At 33.8% G+C, this 19,109-nt stretch carries 18 protein-coding genes; 3 read left to right on the top strand and 15 right to left on the bottom strand.

Annotation, left to right across the window (positions count from 1 at the left end; genetic code table 11):
- Window positions 1–4: 4 nt before the first annotated feature.
- The 6 genes from E0W69_RS20165 to E0W69_RS20140 all read right to left on the bottom strand — a co-directional run bounded on the left by E0W69_RS20165 (window position 5) and on the right by E0W69_RS20140 (window position 4,286).
- Window positions 5–676, bottom strand: coding sequence for a DUF2306 domain-containing protein (locus E0W69_RS20165; protein ID WP_225321341.1), 672 nt, complete (start codon window positions 674–676; stop codon window positions 5–7).
- 53 nt (window positions 677–729) lie between these two features.
- Window positions 730–1,305, bottom strand: a complete 576-nt coding sequence (locus E0W69_RS20160) for a Crp/Fnr family transcriptional regulator (protein ID WP_131331845.1) — start codon at window positions 1,303–1,305, stop codon at window positions 730–732.
- Between the two features lie 25 nt (window positions 1,306–1,330).
- Window positions 1,331–2,437 (bottom strand): energy transducer TonB, encoded by a 1,107-nt coding sequence (locus E0W69_RS20155; RefSeq protein WP_131331844.1) that lies wholly within the window; start codon window positions 2,435–2,437, stop codon window positions 1,331–1,333.
- A gap of 88 nt (window positions 2,438–2,525) precedes the next feature.
- Window positions 2,526–3,089 carry a DUF6580 family putative transport protein gene (locus E0W69_RS20150; protein WP_131331843.1) on the bottom strand — a complete coding sequence of 188 codons (564 nt, stop codon included), beginning with the start codon at window positions 3,087–3,089 and terminating at the stop codon, window positions 2,526–2,528.
- Between the two features lie 70 nt (window positions 3,090–3,159).
- Window positions 3,160–3,849 carry an NADPH-dependent F420 reductase gene (locus tag E0W69_RS20145; RefSeq protein ID WP_131331842.1) on the bottom strand — a complete coding sequence of 230 codons (690 nt, stop codon included), beginning with the start codon at window positions 3,847–3,849 and terminating at the stop codon, window positions 3,160–3,162.
- Window positions 3,850–3,917: 68 nt separating this feature from the next.
- On the bottom strand, window positions 3,918–4,286 hold the full coding sequence (locus E0W69_RS20140) for a hypothetical protein (protein WP_131331841.1): 369 nt from the start codon (window positions 4,284–4,286) through the stop codon (window positions 3,918–3,920).
- Between the two features lie 189 nt (window positions 4,287–4,475).
- On the opposite strand from E0W69_RS20140, the gene def reads away from it, so the two are divergent.
- Window positions 4,476–5,057: a peptide deformylase gene (gene def / locus E0W69_RS20135; protein WP_131331840.1), complete on the top strand. Its 582-nt coding sequence runs from the start codon at window positions 4,476–4,478 to the stop codon at window positions 5,055–5,057.
- A 21-nt stretch (window positions 5,058–5,078) separates the two neighbouring features.
- Window positions 5,079–6,032 (top strand): hypothetical protein, encoded by a 954-nt coding sequence (locus E0W69_RS20130; protein WP_131331839.1) that lies wholly within the window; start codon window positions 5,079–5,081, stop codon window positions 6,030–6,032.
- Here E0W69_RS20130 and E0W69_RS20125 read toward each other — a convergent pair whose 3' ends face one another.
- The 6 genes from E0W69_RS20125 to E0W69_RS20100 all read right to left on the bottom strand — a co-directional run bounded on the left by E0W69_RS20125 (window position 6,033) and on the right by E0W69_RS20100 (window position 13,403).
- Window positions 6,033–7,871: a cytochrome-c peroxidase gene (locus E0W69_RS20125; RefSeq protein WP_131331838.1), complete on the bottom strand. Its 1,839-nt coding sequence runs from the start codon at window positions 7,869–7,871 to the stop codon at window positions 6,033–6,035.
- An 11-nt stretch (window positions 7,872–7,882) separates the two neighbouring features.
- Window positions 7,883–9,244: an alkaline phosphatase family protein gene (locus tag E0W69_RS20120; protein WP_131331837.1), complete on the bottom strand. Its 1,362-nt coding sequence runs from the start codon at window positions 9,242–9,244 to the stop codon at window positions 7,883–7,885.
- Between the two features lie 161 nt (window positions 9,245–9,405).
- Window positions 9,406–10,797 carry an aminopeptidase P family protein gene (locus tag E0W69_RS20115; protein WP_131331836.1) on the bottom strand — a complete coding sequence of 464 codons (1,392 nt, stop codon included), beginning with the start codon at window positions 10,795–10,797 and terminating at the stop codon, window positions 9,406–9,408.
- A gap of 97 nt (window positions 10,798–10,894) precedes the next feature.
- The gene (locus tag E0W69_RS20110; RefSeq protein WP_131331835.1) at window positions 10,895–11,404 is read right to left on the bottom strand and encodes a hypothetical protein; all 510 of its coding nucleotides are present in this window, start codon (window positions 11,402–11,404) and stop codon (window positions 10,895–10,897) included.
- 62 nt (window positions 11,405–11,466) lie between these two features.
- Window positions 11,467–12,831, bottom strand: coding sequence for a histidine--tRNA ligase (gene hisS, locus E0W69_RS20105; protein WP_131331834.1), 1,365 nt, complete (start codon window positions 12,829–12,831; stop codon window positions 11,467–11,469).
- A 20-nt stretch (window positions 12,832–12,851) separates the two neighbouring features.
- Complete coding sequence (locus E0W69_RS20100; RefSeq protein ID WP_225321340.1) at window positions 12,852–13,403, bottom strand: low molecular weight protein-tyrosine-phosphatase; 552 nt, start codon at window positions 13,401–13,403, stop codon at window positions 12,852–12,854.
- Between E0W69_RS20100 and E0W69_RS20095 the strand changes: the two genes are divergently transcribed.
- Complete coding sequence (locus E0W69_RS20095) at window positions 13,398–15,128, top strand: M14 family zinc carboxypeptidase (RefSeq protein WP_131331833.1); 1,731 nt, start codon at window positions 13,398–13,400, stop codon at window positions 15,126–15,128. The two genes, E0W69_RS20100 and E0W69_RS20095, sit on opposite strands and share 6 nt — an antisense overlap.
- Here the strand turns inward: E0W69_RS20095 and E0W69_RS20090 are convergent.
- The 3 genes from E0W69_RS20090 to E0W69_RS20080 all read right to left on the bottom strand — a co-directional run bounded on the left by E0W69_RS20090 (window position 15,123) and on the right by E0W69_RS20080 (window position 19,108).
- A complete protein-coding gene (locus tag E0W69_RS20090) occupies window positions 15,123–15,983 on the bottom strand; it encodes a VOC family protein (protein ID WP_131331832.1) in 861 nt (286 codons plus the stop codon). The genes E0W69_RS20095 and E0W69_RS20090 overlap by 6 nt on opposite strands.
- A gap of 9 nt (window positions 15,984–15,992) precedes the next feature.
- Window positions 15,993–16,409, bottom strand: coding sequence for an SRPBCC domain-containing protein (locus E0W69_RS20085; RefSeq protein WP_131331831.1), 417 nt, complete (start codon window positions 16,407–16,409; stop codon window positions 15,993–15,995).
- 83 nt (window positions 16,410–16,492) lie between these two features.
- Window positions 16,493–19,108, bottom strand: coding sequence for a phosphatidylglycerol lysyltransferase domain-containing protein (locus tag E0W69_RS20080; RefSeq protein WP_131331830.1), 2,616 nt, complete (start codon window positions 19,106–19,108; stop codon window positions 16,493–16,495).
- Window position 19,109 lies beyond the last annotated feature (1 nt).

Here is a 19,109-nt window from a genome sequence, read left to right as displayed (position 1 = left end):
TTTATTAAGCCACAATTTCCTTTTTTTTAGGAGTCGTCTTTCTATTCCAATAAATAATGTAAATCGTTCCTATGATTGTGGGAATTATCCAAATAGAAATAGACGTAAATCGCAAAGCCGCCACCAAAAATGCAGTAACAGAGGCAATGTAGGCACCAACCATTTTTCCAATATGATTAGACAACCATTTTTTACGCCAAAGAAGCGGAGATTTGTAAAAACGAAAATCGCGTCCTGCCATATATGCGCTTAATAAGCCAAAAAATAAGTAGAGGACGAATCCAGCTTGATGCTGTTGTTGTAATTTTATACCCAAAATAACCATACAAACTGCGGCGAATAACATTGTTCCTGAGATTATTTTATCTAAACGAATATTTTTTACATCATCATTTTTCTTAAAATTAAGCGCTCTTGTCCCAACTAAAAGCATGTATATTGTAAATATTCCGATGAGAAATAGAAACACATTTTCATGATGCGGCATTTTTGCGATGATTAGAGAAAGCAACGCGCTGATTCCCATTCCATAATTGAAAAAAACGCCACTTTTTTTGTGAATAACACTTCCTTTTTTTGCAATTAATGCCGCCAAACCCGCGATCAATCCGACGCCACCAGCAATAGCATGTATATAAATGAAGATCTTAACAGTTAGTTCCAATTGATTTCCCATTTTGCAATATTACAGTTCTGATGTTTCAAAAAAATTAACTTAAGTTAAGAATATTATTGTTTTTTTCGAATACGACTTAAGCTTTCAGGAGTCAAACCAAGATAAGAAGCAATGATTTTCAAAGGTGTTCTTTGAAAAATATCCGGTCGAGCATTTAGCAAATTGCGATAACGTTCTAATGGCGTTTGCGTAAGTAAATTTATTTGCTCTTGTTGTTTACGTACATAAGCTTGCTCCGCAAAAATTTTCCCCAAAGACATTCCTTGCATTGACTTGCCATATAAATAATTCAACTGCCTATATTCTATAGAATAAAAAAGACAATCTTCTAACGATTGCGCCTGTATTGCAGTCGGCTGTTGATTTAAAAAAGAACTATAATCTGAAAAAAAAGCATTTTCATAAGTAATATTTATGCAAATATCTTTTTCATTTTTTGCCACAAATAAACCCGCGGAACCACTTACTACAATATTCAAAAAACGCTCCGTCCCATTATAAGGTTTGATAATTTCCCCTTTTTTGAAATTTCGTTCTACCATTTTTTTTGAAAAACCTTCAACGACAATATCTGAGATTGGTAGTATTTGAGAAAATAATTTCTGGACAATTGGATAATTATCGATCATATTTAGAAGTGGTTATAGTTTGGCGTTATGGAATCAATTTACCATTTTCATCCCAACGCGTTGATTTGATGGGCAATCCTTTCTCATAGATAATTTCTTGCGATTTTTTTCCATTTGGATAGAACTTGATGAGTTTACTTATCACTGAATTTATTAGTCCTATTTCGGAAGCAATGACTCCATTTTCATCGTATTGTTGCAATATCTCATATTGCTTACCGTTCTTACTTTTTACTTTTTTATTTACTTCAACTAATGTTCCTTTTCCGATTATCAACATCTTCGTTTCAATTGTACTGTCATTTAACGGTTGACTAATAGATCTATAAATAGCATTTGCGGAGTCTGTACGTTGATGAACTTGATTAAAATAAACAACACTTGGAGTAATTTGAACGTCTTCCTCTCCATCTAACACTTGAAAAGTAATTTGCTGACGTTGACGATATACTACTTTTTTATTCATATAAATCGCTGGATACCAGTCATCAGAAGTTTTTATTACACGTTCTGCTTCTTGTGCTGTTTTATACCCTGGATCATTTTCCGCCTTTACATTTTTTACTTTTCCATCTTTATCTACAATAAAACTTACGACAACCGTATAATTACCAACTGGAGCACCATTGTCCATTGCAATTTCGGCTCTTATCGTTCTAAAAAGACGGTGCATCCATCCATCTGAACCTTCGGGATATTCTGCAGGTTTCTCGTATACAAAATCAGGAATTAAGTTTCCATTTTCATCCCACCCTTCAGAACTAATTAATGAATCCTTTTGAAAAATTGCAGCCCCATCTTTTTTCCCATTTCCTGAATAATGCTCTGCATAAGTGGTAATGGTATCTTCAGCATGCCGATATTCTTTTTTCGTCCCATTTTCATTAAAAAAAGTAATTTTTTTCCAAATGGGATGTTTGGATGTATCTGCTAAAACACTTTTTTGATCTAAATAAAATTTCGAATGAATAGAATCTTTATAATATTTATCAATTTGCCAATGCCCATCTACTTTATAATAGAGTTCTTTAATACTTGCACTTTTCGGAGTTGTGGCATAATAATAAATATCATAATATTTAGTCTTAAATAGAACTTTTTGAGCAGAAACATTATGAAACAAAAATTGCATTCCGAACAAAATGCAACTAAATATTGCAGAACGAGAAAACATGTTAGTATTGGTTTATGATAGGTTGAAAAGAGTTAGGGAAAAACTATTAAGCAGTTACTCGTTGTGACTTGGTAAATGATTTTCCAATCAATGCATAACCGCCAAATAATATAGCTGAAAAAACTAATGTTGCAATAATACTATTTCTATAAAATGGCAATCCTAAAGTGTAGGATTGCATCAAACCGCCCCAATTTTTTGAATAAAAATCCGTAGAAATCCAAACGTACATATTAGAAACTAAAAAGTAAAAGGTAGTGGACAAAACGGAAGCCATAATGATATTGCGGAAGTCCATTTTTTTAATAATAAATCCGAATACTGCTAAAATGGCAAATAAAATATAATTAACCAATTGTCCAGAATAGAATCCCGGTGTGGAAGTCATATTTAATTTGAATAAACCTTGGAATAATAAATCAGACAAAAACATCGATCCAATAGGTAGAATAAACGCCCATTTTTTGTCATTTTGAAACAGAAATCCACCAAACAATGCCATTGCATATTGTGGAGCAAAGCCAAATGGTCTGCCAGGTACGATGCGATATAATGCGCCGACAACAGTTAATAATACAAATGCAATTATAATAGAAGATCCTTTTTTCATTTCTCAGATTTGGCACAAAGTTAAAGTTTAAAATATAGATAACCATATTTTGAACTCTAGGTTTTGATTATTACAGATCAAAGGATTTACTATCCTTAATACTGCCCCCATCTTTAGGAATACCATCAGCGGCAATGATTAATTCTTCCGCAACACTTTTCAACTTTGGATCGTCTGTAGCAAAAGGTATTGCTATCTTATTATTTGCATCTGCCGACGCAACCGAACTTGCATTTACGGCATTAAATGCTCTGATTAATTTTGCCTTCGGAAAATAATTTCGTTGCGTATAATTAGCAACGCCTTCGGACTTTGCATCGGCCACAACAGCTCCATCTCTGAATGAATAGGCATTATCGCAATCGATCAATATTTTATCACCAATGAATGATTTGTATTTATTGCTTAATTCTGCTTCTGCTTTGTAGGGAACTGCCAACACAACCACATCAGCAAATTTGATGGCATTTTCAATCGTGCCAGCCTGTGCATTGGGACCTGCTGAGGTAACTAAATCTTTTAATTCTTCTGGATGGCGCGAACTAAAAAATACTTTGTATCCGGCTTTTGACCATTTTTTACCTAACGTCCCTCCCACATTACCAGAACCAATAATGCCAATTTTTAAACTTTTTACAGAAGTTCCGATTTTACTTTCTTTTGGTTGTTGCGCACAAGAGACAAGTGTAAGCATTATGAAAATATGCGCTACCGCTAAAAAACTTAGAATTTTTTGACGAAACAAATTAATACTTTTCATAATTTCAAAGTTCGGCCAAGTATTAAGGTTAAAATTGAAATATTCCGATATTCATCTGTAGAAATACATTATTTCATAAATATTTTATAATACCCAGCTCGGATGACAAAAAATATAAAAACTAACAATCCAAATAATGCCAATATATTTAATATCTTGGTAATCATTTGATTTTTAATCGTATATCTTGAAGTAAATATGAAATAAAATAATGCAATAAGTAATATGATACCAACATAAAAGACAATTGCATTGTCATAGCGTTCATAAATATATCTAAATGCAACCACAGCTAATACGCCTACCATTGGACCTATTAAGCCAATATTTCGTTCAATTGGACCTTTTTTTAAAAAAGAAGAGGCGATATATATCCAAAAAATCAATGCCAATGCGCCAATCAAAACTATTATACCACCAATAATATTCTCTAGCATAAACAATTAAGATATTAAATGAAAATTTAAGTACGATAACGTTGACTACGAAAATAGGATATTCCATATAAAAATTGATGAATAAATACGTTTTTTTGAATTGTCAATAGCCATTTAACCGTACTATTTAACCGACTTATTTCAATCATTTGCGGTACATTTGCACTTGCGAAAAAAGAAAATTTTATTATGATTTTACCGATTATAGGATATGGTGCAAATATTTTGAGAGAAAAATGTATTGATATTGACAAAGATTATCCAAAATTAGAAGAGCTCATTGCCAACTTTTGGGAAACGCTATACTCAAGCAATGGAGTAGGATTAGCAGCCCCTCAAGTGAATTTGAATATCAGAATGTTTGTTGTAGATAGTGCACAGATTTTTGAAAGTTTGGAACCTGGTGATGAGACATATGCTGATGCCCCAGGAATCAAACAAGTATTTCTCAATGCTCATATCATTGAAAGAACTGGTGAAGAATGGCCTTATCAAGAAGGATGCTTGAGCATTCCAGGCATTAGAGAAGATGTATTCCGCCCAGAAGAAGTGGAAATTGAATATGTGGATGAAAATTTCGTAGCACATAGAAAAAAATTCAATGGTATTACTGCGAGAATCATTCAACATGAATATGATCATATTGATGGAAAATTGTTCATCGATTACTTAAAACCATTGAAAAGAAAACTTTTGCATAGAAAACTGGATAACATCACGAAAGGCAATGTTAAAGTTGACTATAGAATGAAATTTGCTAAAAAGAAATAGTGGATATCATTAAATTAGCCTATGATCCAGTTCCAGCAATTTTCCTGTAAAAAATATATACTTCCTTTTCTGTTAGCCATATTGCCTGCAACGGCACATACGCAAACAGAAAAGGATACAATCATCAAAGTAGATAACAACGAATTTACATTACCAACAGTCATTGTTCGCAACGGTAACAATATACCTCAACTTCTTAAAAGGATTCAGTCAGACACCACATTTTATAAGGCATTTAAGAGTTTGCACATAGTTGGATATACGTCAAATAATTCCATTAAAATGTTGGACAAAAAGTCCAATGTAAAAGCGAGTTATAATAGTATTACTACCCAAAAAAGAGAAAATGGATGTAGGTCTATGACCGTTGCAGATTTGCAAACTACAGGCGACATGTTGGATAAAAATGGAAATTTCAACTATACAACGGGTAAAATGTTTGCAAGTTTATTTTTTACAAATGGAAATGTTTGTGGAGAAAATAACATAGTTGGTAATCAAGATTTTGAAGTTTCGGGCAAAAAAGGAATTGAAAAACACAAAGAGCAGTTGAAAATGTTGTTTTTCAATCCAGGAAAAAAAATTCCGGGCATACCATTTATAGGTAACAAACTAGATCTTTACGATCAAGACGCACATAAAAATTATAACTATCGTTTGGATACTGTATCATTTTTTGGGCACGACACCTATCGATTTTCTATTACCCCCAAACCAGATGCAAAAAATATAGTTGTTGATAATATGACCACTTGGTTTGACATTCATACGATGGAAGTCGTTGGACGTAAATATACCATGAGTTACCATGCAGGCGTGTACGATTTCGATGTAGATATGGAGGTAAGATTAGAAAACGAAAATGGCATCCTACTTCCCATCGTGATGCATTACAAAGGCAATTGGGCGGTCATCTTAAAAGGCAGAGAAATTGGCGAATTCAAAGCATCCCTTTCTCATTTCCATGTAAAATAATCAGTTCATAGGAAGAGAATCGAGCGAAAAAATAAATGCTTTCAAATCTAAAATTTCTGATGGAGTTAAATTCAAAGGTACGGCACTCAATGTCTGATTTGGCAAATTAAATCCTAAGCCAACACCTCCACCTTTGTTATAAAAATCTAATACTTCGTCTATGGTTTGAAATACGCCATTATGCATATATGGTGCAGATTTACTCACATTACGAATACTAGTAGTCTTAAATGCATATTTAAAATCCTCCAACTGACTCACAGGATATAAATTATCTAACAAATAATTATACAACCCCAAATCAGGATCTACTTTTTTACGATCGCTTATGGAAGGTACACCTATAACCTCCGCATCCATATTGATAAATTTAGGAGGTACAACACCACTAAACAAAGGCAAATAATGACATGTGGCACATTGGGCCTTTCCCATGAAGATATTGAATCCCTTAATTTCGGCACTATTTAACGAGAGATTATTACCACGCATGTATTGATCAAAGCGACTATTGAGATTGGTAAGACTTCTTTCATAAGTGGCTATTGCTGTGATAACTTTTGTGGTATCAATTGTCGCATTGGGATTTTCAGCAAAAGCTCTTTGAAAAAGTTGAACATAGTCTATATTCGATTTTAACTTATTTAATGCCCAAACTATAGAGCCATGCATTTCTTTGGGATTAGCGACAACATTAGAAATCTGATCCTCTAGTGTGACACTACGAAAATCGTAAAATTGAAATGGTTGAAGTGCTGCATTTATTAATGATGGTGCATTACGATCAATAAAACCATTGTTATCTATATTCAAATGCTTCGGCAGACCATCTGCAAATTGTCGTTCCGCTTGATGGCAACTAGCACAGCTTCTTGTATTATTCAATGAAAAGGCGGTTTCATTAAATAATTTTCGACCCAATTCAATCTTAGCACTTTCATTTTCAATTGTCAAATCGGGCGAAAAAGCATAGCGATTAAAGGCATTGGAATCGAACAAGGTTTTTGCATCTTGATTCAATAGCCTATTGTAACGAATATCGGGCAGCTTTGCAATATTTACATAGTCGGAAATTGCAATTGTAATTGGATTAGCCATTTTGCGAATAAAATATGCACGATCCAAACTATTGAAATTTGTATTTTGATTCAAATAAGCCACTGCATAATTGACCAAACTATCTAATTTGGTTTTATAGTTTGAATTTTCAACTACAATATCCAAAGCAATCTTTACACCTTTCAATGCGTCTGCAGATTCCGAGGCAGACCTCAATGTAAGTGCATTATCAAACCCCGTAATTCCTAGTGTCTCTATTCTAAATAATTCTAACTTACACGCATCTAAAATCTGCCAATCCGCAATATCTATATTATCAAAAAAGCGTTTAAATATTTTACTTTTTTCCAATAATGAGACATATTCAGTTTTGAGCGCTTCTATTTTCGTAGTATCTATTTGGGGAAATAAATAGGTTTCTATTACCTGTAAACCTGCGGGCTGTAATATCATTTGACTAGCCACCTCTGCTTCCGGCACCGGAATTCCATTCACCAATCTGGCAGTAGAATACATAAAATATTCTGTAGCCCATTCCATTTTTTTATAGTTCAGCCGAGCTTGTAAAAAAGTCGATTGAAGTTTTTGTTCATTTTTTTGCGGAGCGGCTAATAAGGGCAAAATTGAGTCTTGTATAAACATGGAAAAAGTGTCCACATCCAAAGATAAATTTTTATTTATCTGATTAGAGATAGACACTTCTTCTTTTGTACTAGAGAAAAAAGATTGACACGCAATAAAAGCGACTACTATAATTCCTAATACTTTAACTATTTTCATCCGAACTAAAATTAAAATGCACCCATAAAAGGATTCGCATTTTTATCTCTATTATTCAAAGGTTTCAATCCCCATCGTTTTTCTATCAACGCTAGAATGCTAACCGTTTCATACTGTGTATGATCTACAAAATGTTTCTTAGTAAATGGAGAAATTAAAATACAAGGAATTCTAGAGCCGGGTCCCCATTTATCAATTACAGGTGGTGCGACGTGATCCCAAAAACCACCATTCTCATCATAAGTCAATATAACTAATGTTTCTGCTCCTTCTGGGCCATTCAACACATCATTAATTAATTCCACAGCGTGTGTTTCTCCTGTAATTACATTAGAATATCCAGGATGCTCATTATTAATACCCAAAGGTTTTATAAAAGAAACTGCAGGTAATTTACCCGATTTTGCCGCGGCAATAAATTCCGTTTCATCTTTCAAATGTTCCTTTTTCGCTTTTGTTCCATCTGCAAAAGATTTGAAATAAATAAATGGCTGATGATGGTATTGAAATGTTGGATCGGCCTTGCCCGCCATCGCACTATCCCAACCACCCGAATACCAAGCCCAAGAAATATTTTTTTCACTCAATCGATCACCTATCGTTGGGTTGGTTTGATTAGGAACTAAATGAGATGCTTTTGCGGCAGGATGAGGTTGATTGACGGAATATACCGTATTCACCGCATAACCATCAGGAGTAACGGTCCCATCGCGCTCCATTATGCCATTTGTATCTAATTTGGCACGCATTGTCTCTGGCGCTTCTGGAAAATAAGGTGTTGCCGCGGAGATTAACCATTGATGATTTAAAAAGGAACTACCAAATGCACTATGAAATAAATTATCACAAAGTGTATAATTTTCTGCTATAGGTTTTAAAGGAAGTAAATCCGTTTTATAGTAACCCATAGTCATCCCACGTGTACTATTATATTGTGCGAATTTATTCATTTTCCCTCCATTGATCTGTGCGCGTTCTTGATAATAACGATGCACGACATCAGGCGTCTCTTGATCTGCAGGGATATACTGATCTATATTAAACAAGCCATTGGTCATATTCGTAGGAAATACACTTGATAAAGGAATTGCAGGTAAGTATTGATAAGGCTTACCATTTTCATCTAACTGTATAATATTTTCCTGCGTAGCATTACTGATACCATTCGCACCTTTAAATTGTCCATAGAGATTATCAAAACTATGATTTTCCATATAGATCACGACTATGTGCTTGATCTTTTTGATTTTCTGTTCGTATTCGGAATTGGGATCTTTTTTATCAAAAGACATCATGGACAATATACCCAAACCAAAAGCGGAAGCAAGCAATACTTTTTTTGGAAAAAATGCAAAACGGCGATTATGTTTCATCAATGTAATTAATTAGATTAATGTTTAATAATTGCTAAAGTACAAAACATCGACGGTTTGGTTGCAACTGTATTTAATTTTGCAATAAATATCACGCAAAATTAACCATAAAAAAACGCCAATTAAATAATTAATCGGCGCTTTAAAAGTTTATAGTCCAACTAATTTGCCATAAAACTTTCGATTTCTTCTACTGATTTTGGTGCAATTGTATTACCCAAAATTCTATGACCAGTTTCCGTAATCAAAATATCATCTTCAATCCTAATACCACTGAAATCTCTGAATTTATCTAATTCATTATAGTCCACAAATTGAGACAATTTATTTTCCGCTTTCCATTCATCAATCAAACTAGGAATAAAATAGAGACCAGGTTCAATAGTTACAACAAATCCAGGTTCCAACGCTTTACCCAAACGCAATGATTTCCATCCGAAAGTCATTATTTTTTTCATTGTATCTGTATAACCTACATATTGTTCGCCTAGATTTTCCATATCATGTACGTCCATGCCCATCATGTGTCCAAGTCCACATTGGAAAAATAAAGTATGTACATCATTGGCTACCGCTTCTTTCACATCACCTTTGATAATTCCAAATCCTTTTAAACCTTCCAATAAAGTTTCTCCTGCTAATGCATGGATATCTTTAAATAACGTACCTGGTTTGCATGCTTCAATTGTTTTCAACTGCGTATCCAAAACAATATTGTACATATCTTTTTGCAAAGAAGTGAATTTACCATTAACAGGAACCGTACGCGTCAAGTCGCCAGCATAATGCAATGGCGTTTCCGCACCAGCATCACACAATGCCAATTGACCTGCTTTCATTTCATGATGTCTTGCATGAATATGCAAAGTTTCTCCATTGACCGTTAAGATAATTGGATAAGAAAGATCACCTCCAGCACATAAAGCCATTCCATGCAATTTACCTGCAACATAAGATTCCATCAAACCAGGCTTGGTCAATTTCATGAAAGTTTCATGCATTTCAGTAGAAATATCAACGGCTTTATCAATCTCAACAATTTCTTCTGGTTGTTTATAAGAGCGCATACTTACAACCGCTTTGATCAACTCAACAGATGGTTTAGCCGCGGCTTCTTTAGGTGAAATATGTAACCATTGTTGTAATTTCAAAATATGTTCGTCTCTATAAGGAGGCAAATAATGAATTGTATTGCCACTATTAGAAGCTTTATCCAAATAATTTTGCAAATCTTTCGTGGGTCTTACGTCAATGATGCCTGCTTTAGCAGCATCTTCTTCCAATTTTGGAGTAGGGCCAAACCAAACAATATCATCGATAGAAATATTGTCACCAAACAAAATTTCTTGGTTATTATCCACATCTATTAAAAAGGTTAATGACGCCTTATCCAAACCTGTATAATATAAAAATGTACTGTCTTGACGAAAAGTGTAAGTATTATTTTTAAAATTCATTCCAGCCTCTTCATTTCCCAAAAATAGGATCAAACCAGACTGAACTTTTGATTTTAATATCGCTCTTCTTGATTCATAAATTTCTTTTGCAAACATGCTATTCCTTATTTTTTATCTTTCTTAAAAGGGGTATAAAGTTACGTTTATTTAGGCAAAAAATAAAGGATTTCCTTGTTAGGAAATCCTCACTTAACTATTGATAATAATTTGTATCTAGGTAAAAAAGTCCATCGCTTTTTTGCCAATACCAAAATCGTTTGCTGTAAATATAATATTTACCTTTTCTTCCTTTTTTGGCAAATTCTGCAGGTACATAGATCACTCTTGGCGGAACACTTTTGAATCTTGAAGCCAATGTTTGCGCTTGATTGGGAGTGAAAGAACGAATGTTATTCAATGCGCCCCAGTCAGGATTCACATCGCCCGGTTTTTTATCTTGACTCATCAATAATCTACCATGACTATCTACCACAGTAAACACTTTGCTATACACCATTGCAGGCGGCACTGTATCGCTTACCGGTTCGTTCGCCTCCATTTCTACCTTTTTTTCGGCAACTTTGACCGTGTCTTTTTTAGGCGTATTGGACGGGATCATCGGATGCGATTTATGGTTAGAGGGTGTCGCTGTTGGCACGGTCTTTTTACCACATGAAATCACAAATAAACTCGCCGTCAATAAGATTAAGATCCAAAACTTCATTCTTTCTATTTTAAAAATTCAAAATATTTACACAAACATCGTGCACATTCTACTCAAACAATTTAATTTTCGGATAAATAGGCAACAAGTGCATCTTGGTCGATGATCTTTTGTTCACCTGATTGTATATTTTTAATGGTGCATTTTTTTTCTTCCAACTCTTGGCTTCCAATGATTACGGCGTACATAATATTCTTTTTGTCCGCGTATTTGAATTGTTTGTCCAATTTGGATTTATCAGGATAAATTTCCGCTTTAATTCCAGCATTTCTAACCTGCTGTAATAATTGAAAAGACGTTTCACTTTCTTTTTCTCCCAAATTGAAAAATAACACTTTACTTCCAGCTTGTACATTGTCTGGGAAAACTTGTAACTCATCCATCACGTCATAGATACGATCTATACCGAAACTTACACCCACACCGGACAAGCCATTTACCCCAAATAATCCTGTTAGATTATCATATCGACCGCCACCACCAATGCTACCCATTTGTACATTTTTGGCTTTCACTTCGAATATAATTCCCGTATAATAATCCAATCCACGCGCAAGGGTAAAATCAACTACAACTTCTTGTTGCAACGCACCAGCATGTGACAATAAAAATTCAATTTCTTCCAAACCAACTTTGGCACTTGCATTATCGCCCATTAACGATTTAATAGCAGCGATTTTTTCTGTATTCGAACCAGATATTTGCAAATATTTTTCAATAATTTCAATTTGATTGGATTCCAAGTCTCTTTGCGCTAACTCTTCTTTTACTTTATCCAAACCAATTTTGTCTAGCTTATCAATAGCAATTGTAATGGAAGTCAAGCGATCCAATCCGCCACAAATCTCTGCCAACGCAGACAACATTTTGCGGCTATTGATGTGAATCTCGACATCTACCTTTAATTTGGAAAATGCTTGCGAATAAATTTGTAATAATTCCGTCTCGTTCAACAAAGAATTACTGCCCACAATATCCGCATCACATTGATAAAATTCGCGATAACGACCACGTTGTGGACGATCTGCACGCCATACCGGTTGGATCTGATAACGTCTGTACGGAAATACTAAATCATTTTGATTCATCGCTACAAAACGTGCAAATGGAATCGTCAAATCATAACGAAGTGCTCTTTCAGTAATACTTTTATCGTTTTTTCCTTGCAATACGTTTTTAAAACCTGCTTCTGTTTTTTCTAATTTACTGGGATTGTCCAACCCATTATTCAAAATTTTGAAAATAAGTTTGTCGCCTTCTTCGCCATATTTCCCCATCAAAGTTTCGATATTTTCCATAGATGGTGTTTCCAATGGTTGGAATCCAAATAATTCAAATATTGACTTGATTGTCTGAAAAATATATTGACGTTTTAATACGACTGCGGCGTTAAAATCTCTTGTGCCCTGAGGAATCGAAGGTTTCACTTTGAAGCTATTATAATGAGTTAAAGATTGTTTGTTTGTATTTTTTCGATGATGACATCGCAAGCTTTGTCCAGCATTTGATATACATTTTCAAATGCGTCCACCGTATTGTCATACCAAGGATCTGGCACGCTTTTATTCTTCCCAGGTAGCGATTGATTTAAGATAAGATCAACCTTGCTTTCATCCCATTTTGGACCGGCGATATATTTTACATCATTGTAATTCTGGCTATCCATCACAAAAATTTTATCAAAATCAGCCATATCTTCTCTTAAAAATTTGCGTCCACGAAGATCTGAAATGCCGAATCCATGATTTTTTGCGACTTTTTGAGAAAGAATATGCGGTGCTTCATTGACATGCCAGCCACCTGTACCAGCACTATCTACTTGCACATCCATACCATTTCCTGCCAACTTATTTCTCAATATTCCTTCTGCCAATGGACTTCTACAAATGTTGCCCAAGCATACCATTAATATTTTCATACGGCGCAAAGATAACCAACAAATAGAAAATGGGGCAATAGATCGATGCTTGTTATATTTGTCCAAACTAAAAATATGCATCTACTCATAAAATATGCGCGTAAAGTTTTGCCTATATTCTTTTTTTTGAACGCAACGGCACAATTAACGCCTTACGAAAAAGATCCGCAAAAAAATACGACTGCGACCTATCAAGAAATGATAGATTATTATCAAACTTTGGCAAAAAAATATCCCAAACAAAGTAAATTATTTACTTGTGGGAAAACTGATGTAGGTAAACCTTTACAATTATTCGTACTCTCTAAATCGGGAGAATTTTCTCCAGAAAAATTGAAGAAATCTGGAAACGCTATTTTTCTGATAAATAATGGCATTCATCCTGGGGAGCCTGAAGGTATTGATGCTTCCATGATGTTAGCCAGAGATTTATTGGCAAAAAATGCGTTGCCAGACAACGAAGTGATTGCCATCATTACTGCCTATAATCTCGGAGGAATGTTGAATCGTGGAGAATCACGTGTCAATCAAAATGGTCCCGTAACCTATGGTTTTCGTGGTAATCGACGCAACCTCGATCTAAATAGAGATTTTATCAAAACAGATAGTAAAAATTCTTATTCATTTCAAGAGATTTTCAATAGTTGGGATCCAGATGTTTTTTTGGATAATCATACGAGTGATGGCGCAGACTATCAATATATCATGACCTTAATCGATACGCAAAGGGATAAATTAACGCCAATTTTGGGTAAATACATGAAAGAAAAATTTACCGATGAACTATACAAAAGAATGGCGACCAAGGACTATAAATTGATTCCCTATATTGATTTCCCAGGAGAAACGCCTGAGTCAGGAATCGAAGCATATCTGGAAACGCCAAGATATTCTACAGGATTTGCAGCTTTGCATAATACGATTGCATACATGCCAGAAACGCACATGTGGAAACCATTTCAACAAAGAGTAGAATCGACTTATCAGTTAATGGTGTATCTAAAAGACATCATTCACGAACAAGGAAATACACTACTTGCAACGCGACGAAAAGCGAAGGACTATGTAAAAAATCAAACCACATTTCCACTTCGTTGGAAATTAGATACGACAAAATATGCGAATATTCCATTTTATGGTTATGAAGCTGAGCACAAGCCGAGCGAGGTCTCTGGATTAACAAGACTATATTATAATCGAGATCGACCATTTACCAGAACTATAAAATTGTATGATAGATATCAAGCTAGCTTAACAATCAACAAACCCAAAGCATATATTATTCCTCAATGTTATGATAAAGCCATCTCTTTATTGCAACTCAATCATGTGAAACTCATGCCTATAAAACAGGATACAATTGTCCATGCAGAGGTGTATTATATAAAAGATTTTCCGACGAATACGCAACCATATGAAGGACATTATCTACACCATGACATCACCCTAGAAAAAAAGATGATGGATGTTCCTTTTTATAAGGGTGATTATATGGCGTTTACAAATCAAGAAAGCAATCGTTACCTAATAGAGACATTAGAACCAGAGGGTGTAGATAGTTATTTTTGTTGGAATTTCTTTGATGGAATTTTGAGTAGAAAAGAATATTTTTCACCTTATATATTTGAAGATAAAGCAGCAGAATTATTGAAAAAAAATCCTCAACTAAGAACAGATTTGGATAACGCAATAGATAAAAATCCATCCCTTAAAAATGACGCACATGGTCAATTGGAATGGATTTATCAACATTCAAATTTTTTTGAAAAAACGTACAAATTGTACCCAATTGCAAGAATTTTATAGTTCTTTCAATTTTCTAATAGCCTCAAATTTCGATATTTCAAATTTTGTAGAATGTAATACAATATCTGTGGCGGTAAGAGCTAGGTCTTTATCTTCCATAATTTCACCCAAAATTTTGGGTACGATTTGCCATGATATTCCATAGCGATCTTTAAGCCACCCACATTGTCCTAATGATCCACCATCGGAAAGCCCAAACCAAAAATGATCAATTTCCGTTTGGGTATTACATTCTACGACAAGCGATACACCTTCATTAAATTGAAAATCATGGCTACCAGAATTTTCCATAGCGACCATTGGATAATAAATTAAATCAAATTCCGCATATTTTATATTCCCCGTAGTATCTGGGTCATTTTCTCCATATTTAGCGACAATATTATGAGCGTTATCTGTACCGAAGATCGTTTGATAAAATAAAATTGCGTCTGCCAATTTCCCATTATTAATCCCTGTGAACATCAAACTAGGTAAAATTTTACCCCAATTTTTATTATCAGCGATATAAATGAGTTGCCAATTGACGCCAAATGCATCTTGAATCCAACCGTATTGTTCCGCCCAAGGATATTTACCTAGATCCATTAAGACCTTACTATTAGGTTTCAGCTTTTCCCATATTTCAACTACTTCATTTTCAGAACTACAATTATAAAGAAAAGAAATTGAAGGATTTATTTCAAATTGAGAAACTGCATTTAAAAGCATTAATTTAAATCCATTGATTTCAATATTGCTTACTATAGATGTATTAGAAAGTAACGTCACATTAGGAAATACATGACTATAATATTCAATCATTTCATCCGCTTTGCCATTTGCCCAAAGGCAAGTATATAAATTTACACCCATAAGTTATAGTTATTTACGTTCCACATATTTTTTAAAATTATCCAAAATAGCTTGCCAACCGGTTCGCTGCATCTCAATAGAATTAACTTCTTCCGTCTCAAATTCGGTATTTATTTCAGTTAAATCTTCATCATTCACCTCGAAATACGTTTTCACCTTTCTTCCGTCATCTAATGTATATTCAATAAATTGAAATGGCGTTATCGTATCATAAATACCAGAGAAATCAAAACCAAAACTTCCATCCTTCGCTTCCATTCTGTATTTAAATTTACCATTATCTCTTAAATCATTTTCTGCAAATGTAGTATGCCAATCGGGCGATGCCGCATTCCAATGTTTTACATCTTCTGGATTATTCCAGAGTTCCCAAACTTTGGATAATGGTTGATTTATCAGTGCTTTGATTTGGACAATTTGTGGCATAGCTTGTAATTATTTTTACTGATTACAAACTACAACCTTTTTTTGTTTGCACCAAAAACTAAGAGAAAGTTAATATAAATAGCTTACACTTTGATAATATTTCTATATACGATAGGAAATTGTAGTAAATCAAAATCTTCGTTATAAACGAGATATTTATTCTCCCAATTCGGACCAAATTTCTCTTTGGATTTTCTTAGTCCTTGTTGGTAATCGGCAATTGGTTTGATTTTTTCATGAGTAAATTTTATAGACATTTCCAAGAAATTCTTGACATCAATTTCATTCAAACCAGAAAAAGGAGCGAAGCCAATATCTACAAATTGAAGTCCATTAGCTTTCAGATAATTGAATGTTTCTACCAATAAAAAATCTATAGTTCCATTAGGCGCATTAGGAATATATCTAATCAAATCATAAGTGGCAATATTTTGACCGAATGTAGGCAGAATATTCACAAATGCGAGCACCATCCCCTCTTTATTTTCTACGGTTAAAATTGTTTGATTTTTCAAAATATCCCAATCAAACGAGCCTTGTGAAAATCCGATTTCTTTACGGTTATTTTCGTCCAACCACTGATCAGACACTTGCACCAATTGTTGTAGTAATCCATCTTTTATAGGTGGCAAATTAGTAGTAACAGTCAGACCATTTCGCTGTGCGTTATTGATGGCATTTCGGATAGATTTCATACTTTTCCCAGTCAATGAAAAAGTACCTAAATCCAATATTGCCTCCTGCCCTATTAGCAATTTCTTCTTTTTAAAAGTCTCAATTGCATTGACAAACTCCGCCGACACACGATAATAGAAAGGTTTCAAATTATGTAGACGACAATAATTTTCAAATTCCTCTACTAAAAAATGTAGTTTGCGCTTATCCGAAATAACTGGATTTTCTAGTACAACTACATAATTTTTATAAGATTTGTAGGAAACGAATCCATCTAGTATTTGTGAAAAATAAATTTGTTTATCATTCCAAATTTTGAAAAAATCATTTGCGGAATCATGCATTCTAAAAAGCAAATCTTTGGCTAAAATCAAGTCATTTGCATTATTACTTTCATTTATTTTTAGATATTTTGGTCGAAGTAACAATACTAAAATCCAGATAATAACCGAAAAAGAGGAGATGCTTAAACTATAGAAAAAATAACGTGTAATCTTATTAAACAAAAATCCATGTTTCACCTTCAACATAAAAATGCTTTTGAACAACAGAGATGAAACTTGAAAAAAATTGAGGTGGATGTGCCAATATGCAAAGTTTAAGAAATATAGTCCTAGATAGCCGTACACAAGTACAATAGCACAACTAAGTAGAATTAATTGACTCGCATGATTAGAAATTCCAAATTTTGACTTCGCCCTATAGTCTTTAGCCGATATCACTAAAGTTATCAATACCACTAAGCCAACGAATGCTTCTTCGTAATCCAAAGATTTAAGCAGATTACCGACTATTGAAACGATACAAAGTGCAATCGCAGTGACAAATGCAGTCTTCGATCCTTTTAATAATAAGAATGCATTTAATATCAAAAATAAACCAGCCATTAATACGAAATAATTCGAAGTAGTCATCGTCTTTAAAGAAAGAACCGAATTCTCTAATTCAAACCTAGTAATAATTGGAGGTGTTAGCACAGAATAAATATTGATAATGCCCAATAAAAGAGCGAAACAAGACGGTAATATTCTGATAATGAATTTGTCAACTTTCACCAAAAAAGCAATCGCACCTAGAAATAAAGGAAACCAAAACTCAAAGAACCGAAACAATAAAGTAATGCCTAAAGCTTCCGCACGACTATATCCAAATTTACCTAAAATATAAGCAAGTGAAACCTCTATTGCTCCCACTCCACGTAAAAAGGGAGAAACGATCAATAATATTACAACTATAATATATGCTAAGGACGCGATAAAAAGATTGGAAAATGCAGCCAACCCTTTCATCACAAAATACAACTGAAATATCCCAATTATATCAATCAAAATACTGATTACTAATGTTATATACAGCGATTTTTTATCAAATTCATTTACAAAAATGGAATGAATGCTATTTTCCAATTTGGGAAAATATTTAATCAATATTTTATATAAAAATTTTTGCTTTTTTAAGTCCCAAATAAAGTAACATAATACGACAATCATCCCTATCAATAGTAAAACTAATGCACCAATATTTTGAATATTTATACTAATACATAGTGCATAAATAATGATCGGAATGCCTACAATAACCACAGACAGTATACCTAGAAAGGCATATATAGAAGCCGCTATATTACTTTCAGATTTAGAAATCTTTTGCCTTAATATATCTTTATTGAAAAAAGCTAAAGAGGTAATACCTCCAGCAGGTAGAAATACACTTACAAAATTTCTTTTCAAAAAAAGGTTGATTCCCAATAGTAATGGAATTCTTTTTTGAATGCTTTTAAAAGCATATTGATACATTACTCCTTGCAAGACGACAAATAGCAAAGTAATCAGAATACTCATCCACAACCAAAAGCGATTAAAAACCGCAATCTGCGTTTGAATATTTTTGAGTTCATCTCCTTGACTAGAAAAAAAATGTATCGCAAAGAATATAAAAAATATAGCCAAGGCATATTGAATATATCTTTTCCAATGAGACTGCAGATTGGAGCCAATGCTTTTAAATGTACCGACAAAAGACATC

The sequence above is a fragment of the Rhizosphaericola mali genome, assembly GCF_004337365.2.
GTDB classification, from domain to species: Bacteria; Bacteroidota; Bacteroidia; order Chitinophagales; family Chitinophagaceae; genus Rhizosphaericola; species Rhizosphaericola mali.
The sequence above is the reverse complement of the archived record's forward strand: the minus strand, read 5'-3'. Positions and strand labels throughout refer to the sequence as shown.

Excerpts from the sequence above, each read along its gene's own strand:
- E0W69_RS20165 (WP_225321341.1), bottom strand. The coding sequence starts at position 676 with ATGGGAAATCAATTGGAACTAACTGTTAAGATCTTCATTTATATACAT.
- E0W69_RS20160 (WP_131331845.1), bottom strand. The coding sequence starts at position 1,305 with ATGATCGATAATTATCCAATTGTCCAGAAATTATTTTCTCAAATACTA.
- E0W69_RS20155 (WP_131331844.1), bottom strand. The coding sequence starts at position 2,437 with ATGCAATTTTTGTTTCATAATGTTTCTGCTCAAAAAGTTCTATTTAAG.
- E0W69_RS20150 (WP_131331843.1), bottom strand. The coding sequence starts at position 3,089 with ATGAAAAAAGGATCTTCTATTATAATTGCATTTGTATTATTAACTGTT.
- E0W69_RS20145 (WP_131331842.1), bottom strand. The coding sequence starts at position 3,849 with ATGAAAAGTATTAATTTGTTTCGTCAAAAAATTCTAAGTTTTTTAGCG.
- E0W69_RS20140 (WP_131331841.1), bottom strand. The coding sequence starts at position 4,286 with ATGCTAGAGAATATTATTGGTGGTATAATAGTTTTGATTGGCGCATTG.
- def (WP_131331840.1), top strand. The coding sequence starts at position 4,476 with ATGATTTTACCGATTATAGGATATGGTGCAAATATTTTGAGAGAAAAA.
- E0W69_RS20130 (WP_131331839.1), top strand. The coding sequence starts at position 5,079 with ATGATCCAGTTCCAGCAATTTTCCTGTAAAAAATATATACTTCCTTTT.
- E0W69_RS20125 (WP_131331838.1), bottom strand. The coding sequence starts at position 7,871 with ATGAAAATAGTTAAAGTATTAGGAATTATAGTAGTCGCTTTTATTGCG.
- E0W69_RS20120 (WP_131331837.1), bottom strand. The coding sequence starts at position 9,244 with ATGAAACATAATCGCCGTTTTGCATTTTTTCCAAAAAAAGTATTGCTT.
- E0W69_RS20115 (WP_131331836.1), bottom strand. The coding sequence starts at position 10,797 with ATGTTTGCAAAAGAAATTTATGAATCAAGAAGAGCGATATTAAAATCA.
- E0W69_RS20110 (WP_131331835.1), bottom strand. The coding sequence starts at position 11,404 with ATGAAGTTTTGGATCTTAATCTTATTGACGGCGAGTTTATTTGTGATT.
- E0W69_RS20095 (WP_131331833.1), top strand. The coding sequence starts at position 13,398 with ATGCATCTACTCATAAAATATGCGCGTAAAGTTTTGCCTATATTCTTT.
- E0W69_RS20100 (WP_225321340.1), bottom strand. The coding sequence starts at position 13,403 with ATGCATATTTTTAGTTTGGACAAATATAACAAGCATCGATCTATTGCC.
- E0W69_RS20090 (WP_131331832.1), bottom strand. The coding sequence starts at position 15,983 with ATGGGTGTAAATTTATATACTTGCCTTTGGGCAAATGGCAAAGCGGAT.
- E0W69_RS20085 (WP_131331831.1), bottom strand. The coding sequence starts at position 16,409 with ATGCCACAAATTGTCCAAATCAAAGCACTGATAAATCAACCATTATCC.
- E0W69_RS20080 (WP_131331830.1), bottom strand. The coding sequence starts at position 19,108 with ATGTCTTTTGTCGGTACATTTAAAAGCATTGGCTCCAATCTGCAGTCT.